The following is a 23379-nucleotide window of genomic DNA, read 5'->3' on the forward strand; positions in this document are numbered from 1 at the left end:
GGCGCCCACCGGCAGGACCGGATGCGGAGGACCCATGCCCCAGACCGCTGGACCCGAGACCCCCGAGACCCCCGAGAGCCCGACGACCGACACCGCGACCATCGAGCCGGGTGCCGGCTCCGACCTCCCCTCCGCGGTCCCCGAACCGCGCCGGCCCAACCTCAAGGGCGACCTGGACAGCGTGCTGGAGTTCCTGCCCGTCTTCCGCGGTGCCGTGCGCGGCTACGAGCGCTCCCAGGTCGACAGCTACGTCACCTGGGCCGAGCGGGAGCTGCGGGCGGCGCGCCGGTCCGCCGACGAGATGGCGGCCCGCTTCGCCGCCGTGTCGGTCGAGCTCGACCGGGCCCGGCAGGAGCTGTCCCGCTCGGAGGCGAGCCGTGCGGCCGGTCAGGTGTCCGAGCGGATGGCGCAGGTCCTCCAGCTCGCCGACGACGAGGCCGCGGAGATCCGGGCCGCCGGTGCCGCCGAGGCCGACGGGCTGGTGACCGCCGCCCGCACCTGGTCGGCGGCGATGATGCAGCACGCGCGCGAGGCCGAGGACGCCGCGGCCGCCGAGCGGGACCGCGCCGCGGCGGCCCGGGCCGAGGCGGCGGACGCGCTGGCGGCCGCCCGGGCCGAGGCCGAGGGGCTGCGGGCCGCGGCGCTCGAGGAGCGGGAGCAGCTGGCCGCCGAGGCGGTGCAGGAGCGCTACCGGCTGGAGGAGGAGGCCGCCGCCGGCCGCGCGGCGGCCGAGGAGAAGGCCCGCCGGCAGCGGGAGCAGGAGATGGCGGCGGCGGCGGAGGTGGTCGCGGCGGCCCGGCGGGAGATCGACCAGCTGCACGCCCAGCGGGACCGGGCCACCGAGTCGCTCCGGCTGCTCACCGGGCGGATCGGGGACGCGCTGCAGACGCTGACCGCGAGCATGCCGGCCGACCTGCCCAACGTGGTGGCCCCCCAGCCGCGGGACCGCACCCCGGCCGGCTGACCCGCGCGCGGGCTCGGGACGGCCGGGGGCCTCAGGCCTCCGGCCGGCCTGCGACGGCCGGTTCGCCGGCCCGGGCGATCGCGCGGACGACGTCCCCGGTCACCGTCTCGTGGTCCAGCAGCTGCCGGGTCAGGGCGTCCAGCGCACCGCGGTGCCGGCTGAGCAGGGCGACCGCCTGCTCCTCGGCCTCGCGCAGCAGCCGGGCCACCTCGGTGTCGATCACCCGCTGGGTCTCCTCGCTGTAGACCCGGTTCCCCGACGGCCCGCCGCCGAGGTACTGCGGGGAGTCGCTGCCGTAGCCCACCGGCCCGAGGGCCGCCGACAGCCCGAACTCGCGGACCATCCGGGTCGCCAGGTCGGTGGCGCCGGCCAGGTCGTTGGAGGCGCCGGTGGAGCCCTGGCCGAACACGACGAGCTCGGCGGCCCGGCCACCCAGCCGCACCGCGAGGCTGGTGGTCAGGTGCTCGGCCGAGTAGAGGTGGCGCTCCTCCTCGGGCACCTGCTCGGTCACCCCGAGCGCCATGCCGCTGGGCAGGATGGTGACCCGGTCGACCGGGTCGGCCGCGGGGGAGAGCGCCGCGACCAGGGCGTGCCCGGACTCGTGCACGGCCACGTTGCGCTTCTCGGACTCGGGCAGGAAGTTCGACCCCTGCCGCTGGCCGAGCAGGATCCGGTCGCGGGCCTGGGCGAGGTCGGCGGCGGTGACCTCGCTGCGGTCGTCGCGCACGGCGACGATCGCCGCCTCGTTCATCAGGTTCGCCAGGTCCGCCCCCGAGAACCCGGGGGTGGCCCGGGCGGTCGCCTGCAGGTCGACGTCCGGGCGCAGGTGCTTGCCGGCGGCGTGCACGGCCAGGATGGCGGCGCGCTCGGGCTGGGTGGGCAGCGGCACCACGACCTGGCGGTCGAACCGCCCGGGGCGCAGCAGCGCCGGGTCCAGCGTCTCCGGCCGGTTGGTCGCGGCCATCACCACGACCCCGGTGGCCGGGTCGAAGCCGTCCATCTCGGCGAGCAGCTGGTTGAGCGTCTGCTCGCGCTCGTCGTTGACCGACAGCCCGGCCCCGCGGCGCTGACCGATCGCGTCGATCTCGTCGATGAAGATGATCGACGGGGCGCGCTTGCGGGCCTCCGCGAACAGGTCGCGCACCCGGGAGGCACCGACCCCGACGTAGAGCTCCACGAAGCCCGAGCCGGTGATGGAGAAGAACGGCACCGACGCCTCGCCGGCCACCGCGCGGGCCAGCAGCGTCTTGCCGGTGCCGGGCGGGCCGGCCATCAGGACCCCGCGCGGGGCGATCGCCCCGGCGGCGGCGTACTTCTCGTTCGACCGCAGGAAGTCCACGACCTCGGTGACGTCGCGCTTGACCCCCTCGTAGCCGGCCACGTCGGCGAAGGTCGTGGTCGGGCGGTCGGCGTCGACCACCTTGGCCCGCGACCTCCCCACGCCCATCGCACCGAGCCCGCCGCCGAGCGCACCGCGGCGGGCCATCCGCCCGATGTAGACGAAGTAGCCGACGAACAGCAGGATCGGCAGGAAGGACAGCAGCGTGCCCAGCAGCGACCCGGTGGCGCCGGTCGCGGAGAAGTGCGGCACGAACGCCGGGTCCTTGACCTGGGTCAGGAACGTCTCGTCGACGCCCTGGACGCCGGTGGGGTAGTGCGAGGTGAACTCGTCCCCGCTGCGGTAGTCCGACCGGTAGGTGCCCGTGATGGCGCCGTCGGCGGTCAGGGCGAGCGTGTCGACGTGCTTCGCGGCCACCTGCTGCGACAGCTGCCCGTAGTCGACCTGCTCCGGCGCGGACCCCATCCGCGGGAGGAGCAGCAGCACCGCGGTGATGACCACGCCGATCGGGATCAGCCAGCGGCGCCAGCCCGGCGGGGGCGGCGGTGCCGGTGCGGCCGGGCGGTCCTGGGGCGGGCCGGAGCGTGCAGTGGGGGTCATCGCGGTCCCTGCGTCATCGGGGTGTGGCGTTGTTGATCAGTGCTCCCCGACGGTAGCCACCGTCCCTGTGGCGAGCAGGGCGTCGACGTCCTCGACGCCCCAGTCGGCCAGGGCCTCCCGGGTGTGCTCGCCGGCGCGGGCGGGCGGGCGGTCCAGCGCGGCCGGCGTCCGGGAGAACCGGGGCGCCGGTGCCGGCTGGACGACGCCGTGGTGCTCGACGTAGGTCTGCCGGGCGGCCAGGTGGGGGTGCTCGCGGGCCTCGGCGAACGACAGCACCGGGGCGACGCAGGCGTCGCTGCCGGCGAACACCTCGACCCACTCGTCGCGGGTGCGCCGGCGGACCGCGTCCCCGATCAGCCCGCGCAGCACCGCGGGGTCGGCGCCGGCCCGGTCGGGGGCGACGTCGGCGATCCCCAGCCGGTCGACCAGCTCGGCGTAGAACTGCGGTTCGAGGGCGGCCACCGCGAGGTGCCGGCCGTCGGCGGTCTCGTGCACGTCGTACCAGGGGACGCCGGAGTCGAGCAGGTTGACGCCCCGCTCGTCCCGCCACAGCCCGCCGCCGAGCATGCCGACGACCATGGTGGCCAGGTGCGCGGTGCCGTCGACGATGGCCGCGTCCACGACCTGCCCCCGGCCGCTGACCCGGGCCTCGAGCAGGGCGGCGAGGACCCCCACCACCAGGTACATCGCGCCGCCGCCGAAGTCGCCGACCAGGTTGAGCGGGACCTGCGGCGGGCCGCCGGCCCGTCCGATCGCGTGCAGCGCGCCGGTGACCGCGATGTACCCGAGGTCGTGCCCGGCCGTCGCCGACAGCGGGCCCTCCTGGCCCCAGCCGGTCATCCGGCCGTAGACCAGCCGCGGGTTGCGGGCCAGGCACTCCTCGGGCCCGATGCCCAGCCGCTCGGTCACCCCGGGGCGGAAGCCCTCGAGCAGCACGTCGGCCCGCTCGGCGAGGGTGCGGACGAGCGCGGGGCCGTCGGGGTGCTTGAGGTCCACCGCCACCGACCGGCGGCCGCGGGCGAGCAGGTCGTGCTCGGTCGAGCCGGTGAACGGCCGGGCACCCGGGCGGTCGATGCGCAGCACGTCGGCGCCGAGGTCGGCCAGCAGCATCGCGGCGAACGGGGCGGGCCCCAGGCCGGTCAGCTCGACGACGCGCAGCCCGGCGAGGGGTCCGGTGGTCATGCCGAGGACCTGACCGCACCGACGGGCCGGGCGTCAAGCGCCGGCCCGCCGCGGGCACGGGGTCAGCCGGCCGCAGGCTCCTCGGCGTGCCGCCCGGTCGGGATGACCAGCGCGACCAGCGCACCGACCACCGCCGCCCCGGCGCAGGCGGCGAACAGCACCCGGTAGGCGGTCAGCGACGGCAGCGCGTAGGCGCCCAGGGTGATCGTCGAGGCGGCCAGGATGGTGCCGCCGATCGCGCTGGCCAGCGAGCTGCCGACGCTGCGGGCCAGCGCGTTGAGGCCGTTGGCCGCGGCCAGCTCCGACGCCGGGGCGCCGCGCAGCACCAGGCTGGGCATCGCGGCGTAGGCGATCCCGGTGCCGGCCCCGGCGATCGTCGTCCCGATCACGATCTGCAGGTACGAGCCGGTGAACACGATCCGGGAGAGGAACCCGAGCGCGATGACCGCCGCGCCGAGGGCCAGTGCTGTCTTGGGCCCGAAGCGCCGGGACAGCGCCGCCGAGACCGGGGACAGCAGCAGCATGGCGATGCCGCTGGGGGCCATCGCCATCCCGCTGGCCAGCACCGACGAGCCGAAGCCGTACCCGGAGGCGGGCGGTGCCTGCACTTAGGCGGCGGTGCCGATCAGGCTGGCGAACAGCGCGAAGCCGACGCAGATCGACGCGACGTTGGTCAGCAGCAGCGCCGGGCGGGCGTTGGTGACCAGGTCGACCAGCGGCGACGCCGTCCGGCGCTCGACGAGCACGAAGACGACGAGCAGGACCACCGCTGCGGCGAGCAGGCCAAGGGTCCGCGGGTCGCCCCAGCCCCACGTGGTGGCCTGGGCCAGCGGGAGGAGCAGCGCGACGAGCGCGGCGGCGAGCAGGGCCGTGCCGCCGAGGTCGAGCCGGCCGGTGGCCACCCGCGGCGGCTCGACCACCGCGAGCCGGATGCCGACCAGGGCGATGACGCCGCCGGCCACGCAGATCCAGAACAGCGCGTGGTAGTCGGCGTGCTCGGCCACCAGCGCGGCCAGCGGCAGTCCCAGGGCGCCGCCGATGCCCAGCGTGGCGCTGACCAGCGCGATGCCGGTGCCGGCGCGCCGGGCCGGCAGCACCGAGCCGATCAGGCTGATGCCCAGCGGGATCGCGGCCGCGGAGGCACCGGAGACGGCCCGGCCGACGATCAGCCAGCCCAGCGAGTCGCTGAAGGCGCAGACCAGCGAGCCGACCAGCAGGGCGGCGGCCGCGACCATCAGCATCAGCCGCTTGCCGTACAGGTCGCCGAGCCGGCCGAAGACGGGGACGGCGACCGCGGCGACCAGCAGGGTCACCGTGAGCAGCCACTGGGTGCCGCTGGTGGAGCTGCCCAGCGACTGCTGGATCTCCGGGAGCACCGGCACCAGGAGGGTCTGGGTGAGCGCGACGATGACACCGCAGACGGCGACGATGGCGACCGCGGCGACCTGCCGGGGCTGCCAGCCGGCGTCCGCAGGGGGCGTCCCTGTGCCGGCGGCGGGGTGGGTGGTCTGGGACAAGGGGACTCCCGTGGAGACTCAGGGCCTACCCGGACGGGGCACGGGCGGTGCGACAAAGTGGCACAAACTGCCACGAGTCGTACGGTCGCACACCAGCGGCGGAGTGGACGGCCAGGAGCAGGACTTCCCCGGTGTGTCGTTGCTCACGCCAACCAGTTGAGGAGGTCGTCCGTGACCGAGCGGGCAGGGGGCGGCACCGAGGGGCTGCGGGAGCGGAAGCGGGCGGACAGCCGGGCCGCCACCGTCGACGTGGCGCTGCAGCTGTTCGCCGAGCGCGGCTACGAGGCGGTGACGGTCGCCGACGTCTGCGCCGCGGCGGAGATCGCACCCCGCACGTTCTTCCGGTACTTCCCGACCAAGGAGGACCTGCTGGCCGAGCCGGCCCGGCGGATGGCCGAGCGGGTGTCCGCGGCGATCGCCGCCGCCCCCGCCGACCTGGACGACGCCGAGGTGCTCACCCGCTCGCTGCGCGAGCTGGGGGAGTACGTGCTCGCGCAGGGCGAGCGGCTGGCGGTGTTCTTCCAGGTGGCGAGGACGTCGGCGGCGGTGCGGTCGAACCCCTCCCTGCACCTGGCCGGACGGGAGCGGGAGCTCGCCGAGGAGCTCCTCGCCCGCCGGGCCGCGGCCGGGCCGCCCGACTGGCGGACCCGGCTGGCGGTGGCCCGGGCGGTGGCGGCGTTCCGCACCTGGCTCGACGACGTCGTCGACGGCGGACCGCCCGACCCGCTGGCGCACCTGGACGAGGTCCTCGCCGCCCGTTGACCCGCTGACCCGGCGCGCGGGGACGGCTCAGCCGGGGATGACGCCGTCCGCCCGGTAGCGGTCGAACAGCCGCAGGAAGGCGTCCTCGGTGCGCACGTAGCGGGTGAACCCGGCCAGCCGGCTCCGCGACATGTCCGCCAGCACCTCGACGTCGCGGCCGAGGTCGGAGTCGGTGTGCCACCAGGAGGCGACCCGGGACAGGTCCGGCTCGGCCAGGCCGTGCTCGGCGACGATCCGCGCCCACACCGGCTCGGCCCCGGCCATCTGCTGCTCGAGCGGGCGCGGGGCGCCGGAGAAGCCCTCATGCTCGACCCCGAGGGCGGCGGCGAGCCGCGGCCACATCCGGCGCCAGCGGAAGACGTCGCCGTTGACCACGTTGAACGCCTGGTCCGCCGCGGCCGGGGTGGTGGCCGCCCAGACCATGTGCTCGGCGAGCAGCCCGGCGTCGGTCATGTCCACCAGCCCGTTCCACTGGGTCTCCGAGCCCGGGAAGACGAAGGGGCGGCCGGTGGCCCGGCAGATCGCGGCCTGCACGGCCAGCGTCAGCCCCATGTTCATCGCGTTCCCGACGGCGTGGCCGATGACCGTGTGCGACCGGTGCACGCTCCAGGTGGCGCCCAGCTCGGCGGCGCCGGCCCACAGCGCGTCCTCCTGGTCGTAGTAGAAGTTCGGCACCGGCAGCCGCTCGGCGTCCTCGAGGAACGGGGTGTCCGGGAGGTCGCCCTGCCCGTAGGCCTCGAACGGGCCGAGGTAGTGCTTCAGGCCGGTGACCAGGGCGACGTGCGCGACGCTGCGGCCCGGTGCCAGGGCGGCCAGCAGGTCGGCGACCATCGCCCGGTTGACCACGATGTTCTCCGCCTCGGTCTGCTGCCGCGACCACGCGCAGAAGAAGACGTGGGTGGGCCGCTCCGCGCGCAGCGCGTCGGCCAGCGAACCGGCCGAGCGCAGGTCGGCGGCGACGTGCCGGGCCGGCGACCCGGGGACGGGACGCCGGGACAGGCCGGCGACGTCCCACCCGCCGGCGGAGAGCCGGTCGACGAGCGCGGTGCCGGTGATGCCGCTGGCGCCGACGACGAGCGCGGAGGAGTCGGGGGAGGGCGGTGGGGTGGGCTGTTCGGTCACGGGGAGGGCAGCACCCGCGGCGCCCGTGCTGTTCCGCTCAGCCGATCGACTCCAGCGCCGGGTCGTCGACCGGCGGCACGACCGACCGGCGCAGCCGCAGCCAGGTGGCGAAGCCCCACACGCAGAAGGCGCCGTAGACGACGTAGAGCAGGGCCGAGGGGTAGTAGCCGGCCCGCAGCAGCAGCGGCACGCCGACGGCGTCGACCGCCACCCAGACCAGCCAGAACTCCAGGTACCCGCGGGCCATGCCGTAAGTGGCCAGCACGCTGCCGACGAAGATCCAGGCGTCGGCCAGCGGCCCGTAGCTGCCCAGCCGGCCCAGCGCCCACCAGGCCACGAGCAGCCCGGCTGCCGCGGCCAGCAGCAGGCCCAGCCGTTCCCGGCCGGTCGCCCAGCGGGGGACGACGGCGGGGGCGCCGGCGCCGGTGCGCCGGTTGCGCTGCCAACGCCACCAGCCGTAGGCGCTCACCGCGAAGAACAGCACCTGCCGGCCGGCCTGGCCGTACAGGTCGGTGTCCTGCGGGGTGGCGAAGACCCCGCCCAGGAACACCGTGAACAGCAGCACGTTGGCGACCATCCCGACCGGCCAGGCCGCGGTCCGCCGACCCATGCCGAGGACGGCGCTGGCCAGCCCGATCGCGTTGCCGATGATCTCCCGCCACAGGATGTCGGCGCCCAGCACGTGCACGGACGCGTCCAGCAGCCAGCCCATCTCAGTTCCTCCGCAGGTCGGCGTGCACGCACGACGCAAGCGCGGCAGCGGCCCGGGATCTTCCCGCGGGCCGTCCCCGGGCGGAGTGCCGCGCGGACACCCCGTCACCGCTCCGCGTGCCACCATGACCCCGTGGTCCACCCCTCCGCCTCCGCCAGCGCACTGCTGCACCACGTGCGCACCGGCCGCGCGCGCAGCCGGGCGGAGCTCGTGGCGCTCACCGGCGCCTCGCGGAACACGGTGAGCGCGCGGGTCGACCAGCTGATCGCGGCCAACCTGCTGGAGGAGGGCGGGCGGGGCTGGAGCACCGGCGGGCGGCCGCCCACGCTGCTGCGGTTCAACAGCCGCGCCGGCTGCGTGCTCGCCGTCGACCTCGGGGTCACCAGCGTCGACGTCGCGGTCACCGACCTGTCCGCGGAGGTGCTCGCCACGGTGGGTCACCCGATCGACATCGCCGACGGCCCCCGGGCGGTGCTCGCCGAGGTCGACCGGCTGGCCCAGCAGGTGCTCGCCGAGGCCGGGCTCACCCCCGCCGACGTGTGCGCCATCGGCGTCGGCGTGCCGGGGCCGGTCGAGGTGTCGACCGGCCGGCCCGTGCACCCGCCGATCATGCCGGGCTGGCACGACCACCCGATCCCGGACGCGTTCGGCCGGTACGGCTGCCCGGTCTTCGCCGACAACGACGTCAACGTCATGGCGCTGGGCGAGATGGGCGTCGCCGGGTCGGTCGAGGACGTGCTGGTGATCAAGGTGGGCACCGGCATCGGCTGCGGGATCATCGTCGACGGCCAGGTCTACCGCGGCGCCCAGGGCAGCGCCGGGGACATCGGGCACATCTCCGTCCCGCTGCCGCCGGGGCGGTCGGTCCTCTGCCGGTGCGGCAACGAGAACTGCCTGGAGGCCATCGCCGGCGGCGGCGCCCTGCTCCGCGACGCGCAGGCGGCGGGGCTGCCGGTCACCTCGACGCGGGAGCTGGTCCAGCTCGCCGCGCAGGGCGACGGGCCCACGCTGGAGCTGGTCCGCGACGCCGGCCGGACCATCGGCACCGTGCTGGCCAGCCTGGTCAACTTCTTCAACCCGCACCGGATCGTGATGACCGGCGGCGTCGCCCAGGCCGGCGCCCCGCTGCTGGCCGGGATCCGCGAGGCGGTCTACGGCCGCTCGCTGCCGCTGGCCGCCCGCAAGCTGGAGATCACGGTGAGCGAGGCCCCGGAGATGTCCGGCCGGCTCGGCGCCGCCCTGATGGCGATCGAGGGCTACCTCGACGAGGACTCGGTCAGCTCCGCCTCCCGGCTGCCGGCCCAGGCCGCCGTGGGTCCCCGCCCCGCCCGCTGACCCTCACCCGTCCGCGGGTTGCGGTTCGGTAACGCGGGCGCTGCTCCTTGACCGGCGTGTGACCGCGGCCATAGTGTCCGGCCTGCACGTACTTGTGTTCAGTGTTGAGCAAAAGTCTGGAGCTGGTGGCATGACGCTCGGCACCCCCGCCGGGGCGCACCCCGCACCGGCGACGTCCGCGCCGCTGCTGGAGATGCACGGCATCGTCAAGCAGTTCCCCGGCGTCCGGGCGCTGGACGGCGTCGACCTCGAGGTGCGCGCCGGTGAGGTGCACTGCCTGCTCGGTCAGAACGGTGCCGGCAAGTCCACGCTGATCAAGGTGCTGGCCGGCGCCCACCAGCCCGACGAGGGCCAGATCCTCTGGGACGGCGCACCGGTCACCCTCGGCGACCCGCAGGCCGCGATGAGCCGCGGCATCGCCACCATCTACCAGGAGCTCGACCTGGTCTCCGGGCTCACCGTCGCCGACAACGTCTTCCTCGGCCGGGAGCGCTCCCGGCTGGGCATCACCCGGCCGGCGCAGGCCAACCGGGCCGCCGCCGAGCTGCTCGCCCGGCTGGGCCACCCGGAGATCCGGCCCACCGCCGAGGTCGGCTCGCTGTCGGCCGCCTCGCAGCAGATGGTCAGCATGGCCCGCGCGCTGTCCCAGGACGCCCGGCTGATCGTCATGGACGAGCCGTCCGCGGTCCTGGACAGCGAGGAGGTCGACCACCTCTTCCAGGTCATCCGCGACCTCACCGCCAGCGGCGTCGCCGTGGTCTACATCTCGCACCGGCTGGAGGAGATCCGGCAGGTCGGCGACCGGATCACCGTGCTCAAGGACGGCCGGACGGTGGCCACCGGCCTGCCCGTCCGCGACACCCCGACCCGGGAGGTCATCACGCTGATGACCGGCCGGACGATCGAGTACGTCTTCCCGCCCCGCGGCGCGGCGGTCGACCCGCAGGCCGAGCCGCTGCTCGAGGTCACCGACCTGGACCTGGCCGGCGAGTTCACCGGGGTGTCGTTCACCGTCCGGCCCGGGGAGGTCCTCGGCCTCGCCGGGCTGGTGGGCTCCGGGCGGTCGGAGATCCTGGAGACCGTCTACGGCGCCCGCAAGGCCACCGGCGGCACGGTCCGGGTGGCCGGCCGGAAGCTGCGGGGCGGCGACGTGGCCGCCGCGGTCTCCGCCGGGGTCGGGCTGGCCCCCGAGGAGCGCAAGAGCCAGGGGCTGCTGCTCGGCGAGCCGATCTACCGCAACATCACGCTGTCCACGCTGGGCCGGTTCGCCCGCGGCGGGTTCCTGTCCGGCGGCGCGGAGAAGCAGGCCGCCCGCGACCAGGCCGAGTCGCTGGACCTGCGGCCGGTCGACGTCGAGCGCGAGGTCCGCACGCTGTCCGGCGGCAACCAGCAGAAGGTCGTGCTGGCGCGCTGGCTGCTCCGCGACTGCAAGGTGCTGCTGCTGGACGAACCGACCCGCGGCGTCGACGTCGGCGCGCGGTCGGAGATCTACGCGCTCGTGCGGGCGCTGGCCGACCGCGGCGTGGCCGTGGTCGTGGTCTCCAGCGAGATCCCGGAGGTGCTGGGGCTGGCCGACCGGGTGCTGGTGGTGGCCGACGGCGCGGTCGTGGCGGCCGCCGCGGCCGACGAGCTCGACGAGCACCGGGTGCTCGACCTCGTGATGCAGGGCACGGCGCACGGCGCCGCCGCCGGACAAGGAGACGCAGCGTGAGCCACTCGACCACGACGACGCCGACCGGCGCGACGACCGGCGCCGACGCGCCCCGGGCGGGCGGGGGCGGGGGCGGTGGCGGCGGCCTGCTCGCCGGGCCGCTGGGCCGCAACCTCGGGCTGATCGTCGCGCTGGTGCTGCTCTGCATCGCCGGCGTCGTGTCGGCGGGCGACCGGTTCGCCGACGTCGACAACGTGCTGACCATCCTGCGGCTGGCCGCCGTCATCGGTGTGGTGAGCGTCGGGATGACCTTCGTGATCATCGGCGGCGGCATCGACCTGTCGGTCGGCGCGCTGGTGGCGTTGTCCTCGGTGTGGGCCAGCACCCTGGCCACCCAGCAGATGGCCGAGGACACGCACTGGATCGTCATGGTGGTCACCGCGCTGCTGGTGGGGTCGATCGCCGGCCTGGTCAACGGCGTGGTGATCGCCTACGGCAAGCTGGTCGCCTTCATCGCCACCCTGGCGATGCTGGCCGCGGCCCGCGGGCTGGCCGAGATCATCTCCAACCGGCGCACCCAGATCGTCCAGGACCAGGACTTCATCCGGTTCTTCTCCGGTGACGTGCTCGGCATCCCGACGCTGGTCATCGTGTTCGCGCTGGTCGCCGTGGCCGGCTGGGTGCTGCTGAACCGCACGACGTTCGGCCGGCGCACCTTCGCCGTCGGCGGCAACGCGGAGGCGGCCCGGCTGGCCGGCATCCGGGTGCAGCGGCACACCGTCTGGCTCTACGTGCTCTCCGGGTTCACCTGCGGCATCGCCGCGGTGATGATCATGGCGCGCACCACGACCGGCAGCTCGACCCACGGCAACCTCTACGAGCTGGACGCCATCGCCGCGGTGGTCATCGGCGGCACGCTGCTCGTCGGCGGTCGCGGCACCATCGTCGGCACCGTGCTCGGCGTGCTGATCTTCACCACGCTCGGCAACGTCTTCACGCTGAACAACCTGTCCAGCTCGGCGCAGGCGGTGGCCCGCGGCGTCATCATCGTCGCCGCCGTCCTGCTCCAGCAGCGGCTGGCCACGGGCGGCTTCCGGATGCGGAAGCCCCGGTCCCTGGACGCCGCGCCGGGCGGTGACGGCACCGCAGGTGGGGGCCCCCTTGGCCACCGGCGGTCCCTCCGGCACCGTGTCCGGCGGGTCGTCCGTCCCCGGCGGGCCGGCCGGGAACCGCCCCGGCGCCGGCGACCCCACCCTCTGACCTGGCCGTGCCCCCGGCGCGGCCAGCACGACCCCCAGTCGGTCCCCGGACCGCCTGGGCAGCACCAGCACCGCCCCACCGCCTGGACTGCCCAGGTCGGCTCGACACGAGGAGAGAACGATGACTGCAACGCGGCAGCGCCCGTTCCGGCGCCTGCTGTCCACCACCGTCTGCCTGGTCGGGGCGACGGCGATGGTGGCCGGCTGCACCAGCAACTCCCCGGAGGAGAGCTCCTCCTCCGGCGACGGCGGCAGCAGCAACGCCGCCAGCTCCAACGACGACTCCGGCGACACCGTCACCATCGGCTTCTCCGCGCCGGCGGCCGACCACGGCTGGATGGCCGGCATCACCAACGCCGCCAAGGCCGCGGCCGAGGAGTACGACGACGTCGACCTGCAGGTCGCCGAGGGCACCAACGACGTCAGCACCCAGATCAGCCAGGTGGAGACCTTCATCAACGACGGGGTCGACGCCATCGTGCTGCTGCCCTTCGACGGTGCGGCGCTGACCCCGGTCGCGCTGAAGGCGATGGACGCCGGCATCCCGGTGATCAACGTCGACCGCCAGTTCGACAGCCCGTTCGCCGCCCGCTCCACGGTGCTCGGTGACAACTACGGCATGGGCGTCTCGGCGGGCACGTACATCTGCTCGCAGCTGTCGGACACCCCGAACGCCGTCGTCGCCGAGATCGCCGGCATCGACTCCCTGCCGCTCACCCAGGAGCGCAGCCAGGGCTTCGCCGACGCGCTCGGTGACTGCGGGCTGAAGGTCAGCAACCGGGTGGCGGCGGAGTTCACCGTCGAGTCCGGCGAGGAGGCGGCCTCCAACCTGCTGCAGGCCGCGCCGAAGATCGACGCCATCTGGAACCACGACGACGACCAGGGCGTCGGCGTGCTGGCCGCGATCAACAACGCCGGCCGGGACGAGTTCATCATGGTCGGCGGCGCGGGTTCGGCCAACGCCATGCGCAGCATCCAGGCCGACGACTCGGTGCTGAAGGCCACGGTCATCTACCCGTCGACCCAGGCCGCCGACGGGGTCAAGATGGCCCGCCTGCTGGCCCAGGACAAGGCGATGTCCGACCTCGTCGAGGTGGAGATCCCGAAGCAGATCGTGCTCAACGCACCGGTCGTCACCAAGGACAACGTCGACCAGTACATCGACAGCGCGTTCGAGTCCTGACCGCACCTCCGGGGGCGCCGACGACCGTCGGCGCCCCCGGTCGTCTCCTGGAGCCTGCGATGACCCCCACCCCGCCGCCGTTGCGCGTCGGCATGATCGGTTACGCCTTCATGGGCGTGGCCCACTCCCACGCGTGGCGGACCGCGCCGCGCTTCTTCGACCTCCCGCTCACCCCCGAGCTGACCGTGCTGGCCGGCCGGGACCCCGCTGCCCTGTCGGCCGCGGCCGACCGGCTGGGCTGGGCGGGCACCGAGACCGACTGGCACCGCGTCCTGGAGCGCACCGACGTCGACCTGGTCGACATCTGCACCCCGGGTGACACCCACGCCGAGATCGCGATCGCCGCGCTCGAGGCGGGCAAGCACGTGCTGTGCGAGAAGCCGCTGGCCAACTCCGTCGCCGAGGCCGAGGCGATGGCCGCGGCCGCCGAGCGGGCCGCGGCGTCCGGAGTGCGGGCGATGGTCGGCTTCACCTACCGGCGGGTCCCGGCGGTCACCCTGGCCCGCAAGCTGGTCGCCGACGGGCGGCTGGGCACCATCCGGCACGTCCGCGCGCAGTACCTGCAGGACTGGATCGCCGACCCGGCCGCGCCGATGTCGTGGCGGCTGCAGAAGGACAAGGCCGGCTCGGGCGCGCTGGGCGACATCGGCGCGCACATCGTCGACCTCACCCAGTTCATCACCGGCCAGCGGCTCACCGGGGTCAGCGCCCTCCTGGAGACCTTCGTGAAGAAGCGCCCGCTGCCGGCGAGCACCGGCACGCTGGGCGGGGTCGCCGGGGAGGGCATGGGCGAGGTCACCGTCGACGACGCCGCGGTGTTCCTCGGCCGGTTCACCGAGGGCGCGCTGGCCACCTTCGAGGCGACCCGGTTTGCGCTGGGCCGCAAGAACGCCATCCGGATCGAGGTCAACGGGTCGGCCGGCAGCCTGGCCTTCGACTTCGAGGACATGAACGTCCTGCACTTCTACGACGGCGCCGACCCGGCCGAGACCGCCGGGTTCCGGCGGATCGTGGTCACCGAGCCCGAGCACCCCTACGTCGGGGCGTGGTGGCCGGCCGGCCACGGGCTGGGCTACGAGCACGGCTTCACCCACCAGGTCGTGGACCTGGTGGCGGCGCTGGCGGCCGGTGAGCAGCCGACGCCGTCCTTCGCCGACGGCCTGCAGGTGCAGCGCGTGCTCGACGCGGTCGAGCGCAGCGCCGCCGACCGCTCCACCTGGACCCCGATCGAAGGAGAGAGCTGATGCCCCGCCCCGTCACCCTGTTCACCGGCCAGTGGGCCGACCTGCCCTTCGAGGAGGTGTGCCGGCTGGCCTCGGGCTGGGGCTACGACGGCCTGGAGATCGCCTGCTGGGGCGACCACCTCGACGTCGTCCGGGCCGCCGAGGACGAGTCCTACGTCAAGGAGCGGCTGGGGATCCTGGAGCGGCACGGGCTGTCGGTGTACGCCATCTCCAACCACCTCAACGGCCAGGCCGTCTGCGACGACCCGATCGACGAGCGGCACCGCGGCATGGTCAACGCCCGGGTCTGGGGCGACGGCGACCCCGAGGGCGTGCGGCAGCGGGCCGCGGAGGAGATGAAGGCCACCGCCCGGGCCGCCCGCGCGCTGGGCGTCGACGTCGTCGTCGGGTTCACCGGGAGCAAGATCTGGAAGACCGTGGCGATGTTCCCGCCGGTGCCCGACTCGATGATCGAGGACGGCTACGCCGACTTCGCCGCCCGCTGGAACCCGATCCTGGACGTCTTCGACGAGGTCGGGGTCAAGTTCGCGCACGAGGTGCACCCGAGCGAGATCGCCTACGACTACTGGACGACGGTCCGCACCATGGAGGCGATCGGGCACCGCGAGGCGTTCGGGCTGAACTGGGACCCGTCGCACTTCGTCTGGCAGGACCTGGACCCGGTCTCCTTCATCTGGGACTTCAAGGACCGGATCTACCACGTGGACTGCAAGGACGCGAAGAAGCAGGTGGGCAACGGCCGCAACGGCCGGATGGGCTCCCACCTGCCGTGGGCCGACCCGCGGCGCGGCTGGGACTTCGTCTCCACCGGCCACGGCGACGTCCCGTGGGAGGCGTGCTTCCGGATGCTGAACACCATCGGCTACACCGGGCCGATCTCGGTGGAGTGGGAGGACGCCGGCATGGACCGGCTGGTCGGGGCGCCCGAGGCGCTGGAGTTCGTCCGCCGGCTGGCCTTCGACCCGCCCGCGGCCGCCTTCGACGCCGCCTTCTCCAGCGGCAACTGAGCCGGTCTCCCCGTCTCCCGCCGAGGCGGGAGATGGGGAGTTCGCCCGATGCCACCGGGAACGGTGGCGGCCACGCTCGTGGGCAGCGAGACCCCGCTGACCAGGAGGAACCGATGACCGCCACCACCACCGACACCGAGCTCAAGGCACGCCACCGCGCCATGTGGGCCTCCGGGGACTACCCCCGGATGGTCGAGACCTTCCTGACCCCGCTCGGTCCCCGGCTGGTGGAGGCCTGCGCCGTCTCCGCCGGCGACCGGGTGCTCGACGTCGCCGCCGGCACCGGGAACGCGTCGCTGCCCGCGGCGGCCCGGGGCGCCCGGGTCACCGCCAGCGACCTCACCCCGCAGCTGCTGGCCGAGGGCCGCCGGCGGGCCGAGGCGGCCGGGCTGCAGCTGGAGTGGACCGAGGCCGACGCCGAGCACCTGCCGTTCGAGGCGGCGTCCTTCGACGTCGTGATGTCCGCGATCGGCGTCATGTTCGCCCCGCACCACCAGGAGGCGGCCGACGAGCTGGTCCGGGTCTGCCGGCCCGGCGGCACGATCGGCCTGCTCTGCTGGACGCCCGAGGGCATGGTCGGTGCGCTGTTCCGCGCGATGAAGCCCTTCGCGCCGCCGCCTCCGCCCGGCGCCCAGCCGCCGCCGCTGTGGGGCAGCGAGGAGCACCTGCGCGGGCTGTTCGGCGGCCGGGTCGAGTGGACGACGATGCGCCGGGAGGCGCTGGACATCACCGCGTTCCCGCAGGTGCACGGCTACGCCGAGCACTTCAAGGCCCACTACGGTCCGACGATCGCGGCCCGGGCCAACGCGGTGAAGGACGGCCGCGAGGCGGAGTTCGACGCCGCGCTGGACGCCGTGTGCGACGAGTTCGACCACGGCACGCCGGAGCAGGCCCGGTTCGACAGCGAGTACCTGCTCGCCGTCGGCACCCGGAGCTGACCGCGCCAGGGGTCCTCAGCGCGGCCCCTCCGTGGGAGGCTCGGCCGGTGCAGGGGCCCGAGGGGGCCGCGCAGCTGCGGACCGGCAGGCAGGCGCTCGAGCGGGCGGACTGGGAGTCCGCCCGCTCGGCGTACGCCGCTGCCCTCGGCGAGGACGGGGACGCCGACGCCCGGGACGGGCTCGCCCAGGCCCAGTGGTTCCTCGGCCGGGTCCCCGAGGCGATCGCGCTGCGCGAGCGGGCCTTCGCCGACCACGTGCAGGCCGGCCGCTGCGGCGAGGCCGCGCGGGCGGCCGTGTGGGTGGCCCACCAGCACCTGCTCGGCGGCCACGGGTCGGTGGCCCGCGGCTGGCTGGCCCGGGCCGAGCGGGTCATGGCCGACGTGCCGCTGTGCGCCGGTCACGGCTGGGTGGCCGTCGAGCGCGCCCGGCAGGCGGCGACGGTGCGGGACCAGACCGCGGCGGCGTCCCGGGCGCTGGAGGTGGCCCGGGTGACCGGGGACGCCGACCTCGAGGTGCTGGCGATCAGCCTGCTGGGCCGGGCAGAGGTCCGGGCCGGCCACCGGGAGGCCGGGCTGCGGCTGCTCGAGGAGGCCATGGCGGCGGCGACCGCCGGCCGGGCGCAGGACGTGCACACCCTCGGCGAGGCCTACTGCAACCTGGTCGTGGGGTGCGCGTCGGCCGGGGAGTGGACCCGGGCGGCCGAGTGGTGCGCGCACGTCGAGGCGTTCGCGCGGGCGTCGGCGATCACGCCGCTGTTCGGCGCCTGCCGCACGGTCCACGCCGAGCTGCTCATCGCCCACGGCCGGTGGGCCGACGCGGAGCAGGCGCTGCAGGAGGCGCTGGCCGTGCGCACGCCGCACCTGCCGCAGGTGGGCGCCCCCACGGTCGCCTCGCTGGCCGAGCTGCGGGTCCAGCAGGGGCGGCTGGCCGAGGCGGGGGAGCTGCTCGCCGGCCGGGAGGAGCACCCGGCGACGCTGCGCGCGCTGGCGCTGCTGCGGCTGGCCGAGGGACGGCCCCGCCCGGCGGCCGCGCTGCTCGAGCGCGGGCTCCGCGCCGCGCCGGACGACGCGGTGGCGACCGGCGGGCTGCTCTCGCCGCTGGTGCACGCCCGGCTCGCCCTCGCCGACCTGCCGGGCGCCCGGACCGCGGCCGCCGAGCTCGCCGCGCTGGGCGCGGACACCGGCATCCGGCTGCTCGACGCCCGCGCCCGGCTGGCCGACGCGGCCGTCGAGCTCGCGGCCGGGCGGCCCCGGGAGGCGGCGGAGCCGGCCCGCCGCGCGCTGCGCGGGTTCACCGGGCTGCAGATGCCGTTCGACGCGGCGGCGGCCCGGCTGGCGCTGGCCCGGGCGGTGGCCCCCGACGACCGGGACACCGCCCGGGACGAGGCGGCCGCGGCGCTGGCCGCCTTCCGCGACCTCGGCGCCAGCCGGGCGGCCGACGCCGCGGCGGCGGTGCTCCGGGAGTGCGGCGACCCGGCGCACCGGCGGGACGCCGGCGAGCTGTCCGCGCGGGAGGAGGAGGTGCTCGCGCTGGTCGCCCGGGGGCTGTCCAACGCCGGCATCGCCCGGACCCTGGTGATCAGCGAGAAGACCGCCGGGCACCACGTGAGCCACATCCTGGCCAAGCTGGGCGCCCGCAACCGCGCCGAGGCCGCCGCCCACGCCGTCCGTCGTCGTCAGCCGGGCGGCCTGCTGCCCGGTTGAGGGCGGTCAGCCGCCGAGGACGTGCCGCTCCAGCCACGCGTTGCCGAAGGCGCGCCGGGGGTCCAGCCGCTGCACCAGGTCGGCGAAGTCGGCGTGCCGGGGGTACCGGGGGGCCAGCGTGCCGGCGTCGGCCAGGAAGACCTTGCCCCAGTGCGGGCGCGCCCCCAGGGGGAGCAGGGCGGCCTCCAGGTCGACGAGCAGCTCCTCGACCGCGGACTGCGCCTGCACCCAGGTGAAGTGCAGGGCGACCGAGTCCTGCTCGTGCGCCGTGCTGAGCCAGAGCCGGTCGGCGGCGACGGTGCGGATCTCGCAGGTCTGCAGCAGCGGCCGGATCCGGTCGGCGAGCGCGCGCAGCGCCTCCAGCGCCGGGACGGCGTGCGCCCGGGGGAGCAGGTACTCGGACTGGATCTCGTCGCCGTTGCTGGGCGTGAAGCCCATCCGGAAGTGCGGCAGCCGGTCCGACCACGGCCCGGCGCTGCCCAGCTGCGGCGTGGTCGGGCTCGGGTCGATCCCGGGGATGGGGTGCCGCTCGCCGTCGGCGGCCACCGCACCGAACAGCTCGCCCTCGGGCGGGGCCGCTGCGTCGGTCCGCGACTTCACCCAGACCATGTCCACGTCGCCGCCGAACAGCGTGAAGAGGCTGACGCTGTAGCCGCAGGACACGACCTCGTCGAAGTGCTCGAACAGCGCCGTCCACGGCAGGTGGTCGAAGACCTGCTGCCGGACCTCGAACGCCGGCTCGACGTCGAGGGTGACCCGGGTGACCGCGCCCAGCGCGCCCAGGCCGACGACCATGCCGTCGAAGTCGGCGTCCCCGCGGGCGGCGCGCACCACCTCGCCGGCGGAGGTGACCAGCTCCAGGGCCGCGACCGCGGTCGCCAGGTTCCCGTTGCCCACGCCGGACCCGTGGGTGGCGGTGGCCACGGCACCGGCCACCGAGATGTGCGGGAGCGAGGCGAGGTTGTGCAGTGCCAGACCGTGGGGCTGGAGCGCCGCAGCCACCTCGCCGTAGGTGAGGCCGGCGTCCACGGTCACCGTCCGCCGGTCGGGGGCGACGACGACGGAGTCCGGGGAGGTCATCGCCTCCAGCGACACCAGCTCGGCCGAGTCGACGATGCCGGTGAAGGAGTGGCGGGAGCCGAGCACCTTCACCCGCGCCCCGGCGGAGACCACCTCCTGCAGCTGCTCCAGCGACTGCGGGCGGTGCAGCGTCCTCGCCCAGTAGGTGTAGTTGCCGGCCCAGTTCGTCGTGGACAGCGCCACGGGCACCTCGATCACGCCCCAGTCTCCCTCAGGCCACGTGGAGGGCGGCACGGGGTTGCGCATATAAGTCTCAGCTTATATGGTGAGCAGGTGCACGCGTTCGACGTCCTCGGCGACCCGGTCCGGCGCCGCATCCTGGAGCTGCTCGCCGAGGGCGAGCAGCCCGCGGGGCAGGTCGCGGCCGTGGTGCACGCCGAGTTCGGCATCTCCCAGCCCGCCGCCTCCCAGCACCTCAAGGTGCTGCGGGAGAACGGCTTCGCCCGGGTGCGGGCCGACGGCGCCCGGCGGCTCTACGCCGTCGACGCGGCCGGGCTCCAGGAGATCGACGCCTGGCTCACCGGCTTCCGCCGGTTCTGGGACCAGCGCCTGGACGCGCTGGCCACCGAGCTCGCCCGGGGCGCGCGTGCCCGGTCGGGAGCAGCGACCACGGGCACCGTGCCCGCGGCCGACACGGAGGAGGAGACATGAGGGACCTCATCGACGAGCTGGTGGCAGCTCACCGGGACGTGCAGCGGCGGGGGAGCGGCGATGCCGAGGAGATCGCGGTGGGCGTCCGCCGCCGGTACGACGCGGCGGTCGCCGACGTCTGGTCCGCCGTCACCGAGCCCGACCGGCTGGCCCGGTGGTTCGCGCCGGTGAGCGGTGACCTCCGGGTGGGTGGGGCCTTCCAGGTCGAGGGGAACGCCGGCGGCGAGGTGCAGGAGTGCGACCCGCCGCACGGCTTCACGGTCAGCTGGGGTGGTCCGCAGAGCATCGTGCGGCTGCGGTTGACCCCGGACGGCGCGGCCACCGAGCTGCACCTGGAGCACTCGGTGCCGGTCGCCTTCGCCGGCAGCGGCGCGGGGGCGCTGTACGTGGGCCCCGGCTGGGACGTCGCCGTCCTCGGGCTGGCGCTGTTCCTGCGCGGCGAGCCGGTCGGCGACCCGGTCGCCTGGGAGGGGACGCGGGAGGTGCAGCGCTACAACGCCGCCTCGATCGACGCGTGGGTGGCGGCGATCGGCGCGACGGCGACCCCGGACGAGGTCGCCGCCGGCGTGCAGGCGGCCCGGGCGCAGTTCGCGCCCGGGCCGGAGGTCACCGGACCGGTGCCTGGTTGAACCCGGTCAGCAGCATGTGACCGGCGTCGACCGGGATGGTCACGCCGGTCACCGCGGCGGCCAGGTCGGAGTTGAGGTAGAGCGCGGTGTCCGCGATGACCTGCGGCGGCATGAACGTCATGCCCTTGAGCGCGTGGAAGTGGTAGCCGCCCTCGATGAGGTCGGCCTCCGTGCCGCCCTCGTGGCCGGCGAACATGTCCCAGGCGCCCTGGTGGTCGGTCATCGGCGTCTTGATCGCCCCGGGGTTGATCGAGTTGCAGCGCACCCCGTGGGGGGCCAGCTCGAGGGCGATGTTCTTCATCAGGCCGATGACGCCGTGCTTGGCGGCGACGTAGTGGGCGTAGTTCGCCCCGGGCTCGAGGCCGTTGACCGAGGAGGTGATCACGATGGACCCGCTCTGCCGCTCGATCATGTGCGGCGCCACCGCCTTCGCCGACTTCCAGACGCCGGTGAGGTTGACCCCGATCATCTCGTCCCAGGACTGCTCGGACAGCTCCCAGAACGGGCCCTGGGTCCAGATCCCGGCGTTGGCGATGAGGATGTCGATCTTCCCGAACTCGGCGATCCCGCGGCTGACCGCCTCGTCGAGCTGGCCCTGGTCGCGGACGTCGGCCGTCACCGCCAGCGCCCGCCGGTCCAGCGCCTCGACCTGGGGCACGGTCTCGGCCAGGTCGTCGGCCGTGGCCATCGCGTAGGGCACGGTCTCCAGCTGGTCGGCGATGTCGACCAGCACCACGTCGGCGCCCTCGCGCGCTGAGGTCAGCGCGTGCGCACGCCCCTGCCCCCGGGCACCGCCGGTGATCAGTGCGACCTTGCCGTCGAGCAGTCCCATGACGTTCTCCTCTGCAGTGGTGTGGACGGACGGGTCAGAGCTGGCCGCCGGCGTCGACGACGTGCGTCGTCCCGGTGACGTAGCGGCCCTCGTCGGAGACGAGGTAGAGCACGGCGTTCGAGATGTCGACGGCCTCGATCGCGGGTACCGGCAGCTTGTTCAGCGTCAGCGCGGCCTCCTCGAAGTCCGCGCGCGTCGGGTTCTCCAGGTCCGGCCGGAACAGCCGGTAGGTCGGCTCGTTGAGGATCATGTCCGTGGCCACCGTCGTCGGGTGGATCGTGTTGACCCGGATGCTGTGCGGTGCCAGCTCCTTGGCCAGCACCTTGGCGAACATCACGAGCCCGGCCTTGGCCGCGGAGTAGTGCGCGGTGTTGGGGTTCGCGTAGATCGCCGCGAGCGAGCTGGTGATGACCACCGAGCCGCCCCGGCCCCCGGCGACGACGTGCGGCACGGCCGCCTTGATCGTCTTCCACTGCCCGGTCAGGTTGACGTCGATCATCGTCGACCAGGTCTCCTCGTCCATCTCCAGCGTGGAGGCGGGGGTGGAGATGCCGGCGTTGGCCAGCACGATGTCGAGCCTGCCGAGCTGGGCGACGCCGTCGTCGACCGCCGCCTGCAGCGCCGCGAGGTCCCGGACGTCGGCCTCGGTGGCGATGATCCGCCGATCCAGGGCCTCGACCTGGCGCACCGTCTCGGCCAGGTCCTCGGACGTCGCGGTCGGGTAGGGCACCGTCTCGACCTGCCGGCAGACGTCGACGGCGATGATGTCGGCGCCCTCCTGTGCCAGCCGGACGGCGTGGCTGCGCCCCTGCCCGCGCGCCGCTCCGGTGATGAACGCGACCTTGCCCTCGACCCGGCCCATGAGCCCTCCCAGCGGTGTGGTGTGACGTGCGTCGCACGTTATGGCACTCCGTGCCAGAAGCGGAAGGGGGCCGGCGGGCGGATCTGTGCCGGTGCGGTCGGGCAGGATCGGGGGATGGGGACGGCGGGGGACGGCACCGGTGAGCGTGGCGGCCGGCCGGCCCGCCACGACCGCGCACGAGCTGGCCGCGGTGGCCCAGCGGTTGTTCGTCGCCGGCGGCTTCGAGCAGACCAGCATCGAGGACGTCGCCGCGGCGGCCGGGATCAGCCGGCGCACCTTCTTCCGCTACTTCGCGACCAAGGCCGACGTGCTGTTCGCCGACTCCCCGGCGGAGCTGGCCCGGCTGCGGGAGTGCCTGGCCGACCCCGCGCCGGGGCTGACCTACCGGGAGGTGGTGACCCGGTCGGTGACCACGGCGCTGCGGGTGCCGGCCGGGGAGGAGGAGTGGGCGCGGCAGCGGGCGCAGCTGATCCTGACGGTGCCGGCGCTGCAGGCGCACGCCTCCGTCGTCTTCGCGGCCTGGCGGTCGGCGGCGGCGGACTTCGCGCGGACGCTGCGGGCGGCCGACCCGATGTTCCCGCTCGCGGTCGGGCACGCGGTCCTGGCGGCGACCCTGGCGGCGCACGAGCACTGGATCTCCGAGCCGGGGGGTGACCTGGCAGACGCGCTCACCGGCATGCTGCGGCTGCTGCTGCCCCCGGAGCCCACCCTGCGGTGAGCGCCTGCTCCACGAGCGGTCTGGTTCACTGGTGGTTGAGCGTTTGACGGAACCGTCCGTCGGCGCCGCTCAGCTCTCCGGGAGGACCC

Annotated in this window: 21 protein-coding genes and 1 pseudogene; 13 read left to right on the forward strand and 9 right to left on the reverse strand. The window is 74.9% G+C overall.

The window, feature by feature from the left end:
* Window positions 1-34 precede the first annotated feature (34 nt).
* On the forward strand, window positions 35-964 hold the full coding sequence (locus MODMU_RS10870) for a hypothetical protein (protein WP_014740282.1): 930 nt from the start codon (window positions 35-37) through the stop codon (window positions 962-964).
* A gap of 31 nt (window positions 965-995) precedes the next feature.
* On the opposite strand, the gene ftsH is transcribed toward MODMU_RS10870, so the two are convergent.
* The 4 genes from ftsH to MODMU_RS29065 form a co-directional block, all read right to left on the reverse strand.
* Window positions 996-2903 (reverse strand): ATP-dependent zinc metalloprotease FtsH, encoded by a 1908-nt coding sequence (ftsH, locus tag MODMU_RS10875; RefSeq protein ID WP_014740283.1) that lies wholly within the window; start codon window positions 2901-2903, stop codon window positions 996-998.
* 36 nt (window positions 2904-2939) lie between these two features.
* Window positions 2940-4085, reverse strand: coding sequence for a CaiB/BaiF CoA transferase family protein (locus MODMU_RS10880; RefSeq protein WP_014740284.1), 1146 nt, complete (start codon window positions 4083-4085; stop codon window positions 2940-2942).
* A 62-nt stretch (window positions 4086-4147) separates the two neighbouring features.
* The gene (locus MODMU_RS29060; protein WP_014740285.1) at window positions 4148-4693 is read right to left on the reverse strand and encodes an MFS transporter; all 546 of its coding nucleotides are present in this window, start codon (window positions 4691-4693) and stop codon (window positions 4148-4150) included.
* Window positions 4694-5602, reverse strand: coding sequence for an MFS transporter (locus tag MODMU_RS29065; RefSeq protein WP_014740286.1), 909 nt, complete (start codon window positions 5600-5602; stop codon window positions 4694-4696).
* A 171-nt stretch (window positions 5603-5773) separates the two neighbouring features.
* On the opposite strand from MODMU_RS29065, the gene MODMU_RS28885 reads away from it, so the two are divergent.
* A complete protein-coding gene (locus MODMU_RS28885; protein WP_041795179.1) occupies window positions 5774-6364 on the forward strand; it encodes a TetR/AcrR family transcriptional regulator in 591 nt (196 codons plus the stop codon).
* Window positions 6365-6391: 27 nt separating this feature from the next.
* Here MODMU_RS28885 and MODMU_RS10895 read toward each other — a convergent pair whose 3' ends face one another.
* On the reverse strand, window positions 6392-7486 hold the full coding sequence (locus tag MODMU_RS10895) for an SDR family oxidoreductase (protein ID WP_014740288.1): 1095 nt from the start codon (window positions 7484-7486) through the stop codon (window positions 6392-6394).
* 37 nt (window positions 7487-7523) lie between these two features.
* Window positions 7524-8198 (reverse strand): nicotinamide riboside transporter PnuC, encoded by a 675-nt coding sequence (pnuC, locus tag MODMU_RS10900; RefSeq protein ID WP_014740289.1) that lies wholly within the window; start codon window positions 8196-8198, stop codon window positions 7524-7526.
* A 132-nt stretch (window positions 8199-8330) separates the two neighbouring features.
* Between pnuC and MODMU_RS10905 the strand changes: the two genes are divergently transcribed.
* The 8 genes and pseudogenes from MODMU_RS10905 (at window position 8331) to MODMU_RS10940 (ending at window position 18518) form a co-directional block, all read left to right on the forward strand.
* Window positions 8331-9533 carry an ROK family protein gene (locus tag MODMU_RS10905; protein WP_014740290.1) on the forward strand — a complete coding sequence of 401 codons (1203 nt, stop codon included), beginning with the start codon at window positions 8331-8333 and terminating at the stop codon, window positions 9531-9533.
* Between the two features lie 130 nt (window positions 9534-9663).
* Window positions 9664-11244: a sugar ABC transporter ATP-binding protein gene (locus MODMU_RS10910; protein WP_014740291.1), complete on the forward strand. Its 1581-nt coding sequence runs from the start codon at window positions 9664-9666 to the stop codon at window positions 11242-11244.
* A 245-nt stretch (window positions 11245-11489) separates the two neighbouring features.
* Window positions 11490-12179, forward strand: a pseudogene (locus tag MODMU_RS29450) (ABC transporter permease); the annotation flags it as partial.
* A 385-nt stretch (window positions 12180-12564) separates the two neighbouring features.
* On the forward strand, window positions 12565-13626 hold the full coding sequence (locus tag MODMU_RS10920) for a substrate-binding domain-containing protein (RefSeq protein WP_014740293.1): 1062 nt from the start codon (window positions 12565-12567) through the stop codon (window positions 13624-13626).
* Between the two features lie 59 nt (window positions 13627-13685).
* On the forward strand, window positions 13686-14870 hold the full coding sequence (locus MODMU_RS10925; RefSeq protein WP_014740294.1) for a Gfo/Idh/MocA family protein: 1185 nt from the start codon (window positions 13686-13688) through the stop codon (window positions 14868-14870).
* A complete protein-coding gene (locus MODMU_RS10930; RefSeq protein WP_014740295.1) occupies window positions 14870-15877 on the forward strand; it encodes a sugar phosphate isomerase/epimerase family protein in 1008 nt (335 codons plus the stop codon). Before MODMU_RS10925 ends, MODMU_RS10930 begins: the two co-directional genes overlap by 1 nt.
* 113 nt (window positions 15878-15990) lie before the next feature.
* Window positions 15991-16815, forward strand: a complete 825-nt coding sequence (locus MODMU_RS10935) for a class I SAM-dependent methyltransferase (protein ID WP_014740296.1) — start codon at window positions 15991-15993, stop codon at window positions 16813-16815.
* Between the two features lie 47 nt (window positions 16816-16862).
* The gene (locus MODMU_RS10940) at window positions 16863-18518 is read left to right on the forward strand and encodes a helix-turn-helix domain-containing protein (RefSeq protein WP_014740297.1); all 1656 of its coding nucleotides are present in this window, start codon (window positions 16863-16865) and stop codon (window positions 18516-18518) included.
* A gap of 6 nt (window positions 18519-18524) precedes the next feature.
* On the opposite strand, the gene MODMU_RS10945 is transcribed toward MODMU_RS10940, so the two are convergent.
* Window positions 18525-19796 (reverse strand): D-arabinono-1,4-lactone oxidase, encoded by a 1272-nt coding sequence (locus MODMU_RS10945; protein ID WP_014740298.1) that lies wholly within the window; start codon window positions 19794-19796, stop codon window positions 18525-18527.
* A 75-nt stretch (window positions 19797-19871) separates the two neighbouring features.
* On the opposite strand from MODMU_RS10945, the gene MODMU_RS10950 reads away from it, so the two are divergent.
* Both MODMU_RS10950 and MODMU_RS10955 read left to right on the forward strand, forming a co-directional pair.
* Complete coding sequence (locus MODMU_RS10950) at window positions 19872-20249, forward strand: ArsR/SmtB family transcription factor (RefSeq protein ID WP_014740299.1); 378 nt, start codon at window positions 19872-19874, stop codon at window positions 20247-20249.
* Window positions 20246-20878 carry an SRPBCC family protein gene (locus tag MODMU_RS10955; RefSeq protein ID WP_014740300.1) on the forward strand — a complete coding sequence of 211 codons (633 nt, stop codon included), beginning with the start codon at window positions 20246-20248 and terminating at the stop codon, window positions 20876-20878. The genes MODMU_RS10950 and MODMU_RS10955 overlap by 4 nt, the downstream gene beginning before the upstream one ends.
* Here MODMU_RS10955 and MODMU_RS10960 read toward each other — a convergent pair.
* Together MODMU_RS10960 and MODMU_RS10965 are read right to left on the reverse strand one after the other, a co-directional pair.
* On the reverse strand, window positions 20856-21710 hold the full coding sequence (locus MODMU_RS10960; protein ID WP_014740301.1) for a mycofactocin-coupled SDR family oxidoreductase: 855 nt from the start codon (window positions 21708-21710) through the stop codon (window positions 20856-20858). The two genes, MODMU_RS10955 and MODMU_RS10960, sit on opposite strands and share 23 nt — an antisense overlap.
* Before the next feature lie 34 nt (window positions 21711-21744).
* Complete coding sequence (locus tag MODMU_RS10965) at window positions 21745-22572, reverse strand: mycofactocin-coupled SDR family oxidoreductase (protein ID WP_014740302.1); 828 nt, start codon at window positions 22570-22572, stop codon at window positions 21745-21747.
* Between the two features lie 139 nt (window positions 22573-22711).
* Between MODMU_RS10965 and MODMU_RS10970 the strand changes: the two genes are divergently transcribed.
* Window positions 22712-23290 carry an acyl-CoA-like ligand-binding transcription factor gene (locus tag MODMU_RS10970; RefSeq protein WP_014740303.1) on the forward strand — a complete coding sequence of 193 codons (579 nt, stop codon included), beginning with the start codon at window positions 22712-22714 and terminating at the stop codon, window positions 23288-23290.
* Window positions 23291-23379 lie beyond the last annotated feature (89 nt).

The sequence above is a fragment of the Modestobacter italicus genome, from assembly GCF_000306785.1.
GTDB classification, from domain to species: Bacteria; Actinomycetota; Actinomycetes; order Mycobacteriales; family Geodermatophilaceae; genus Modestobacter; species Modestobacter italicus.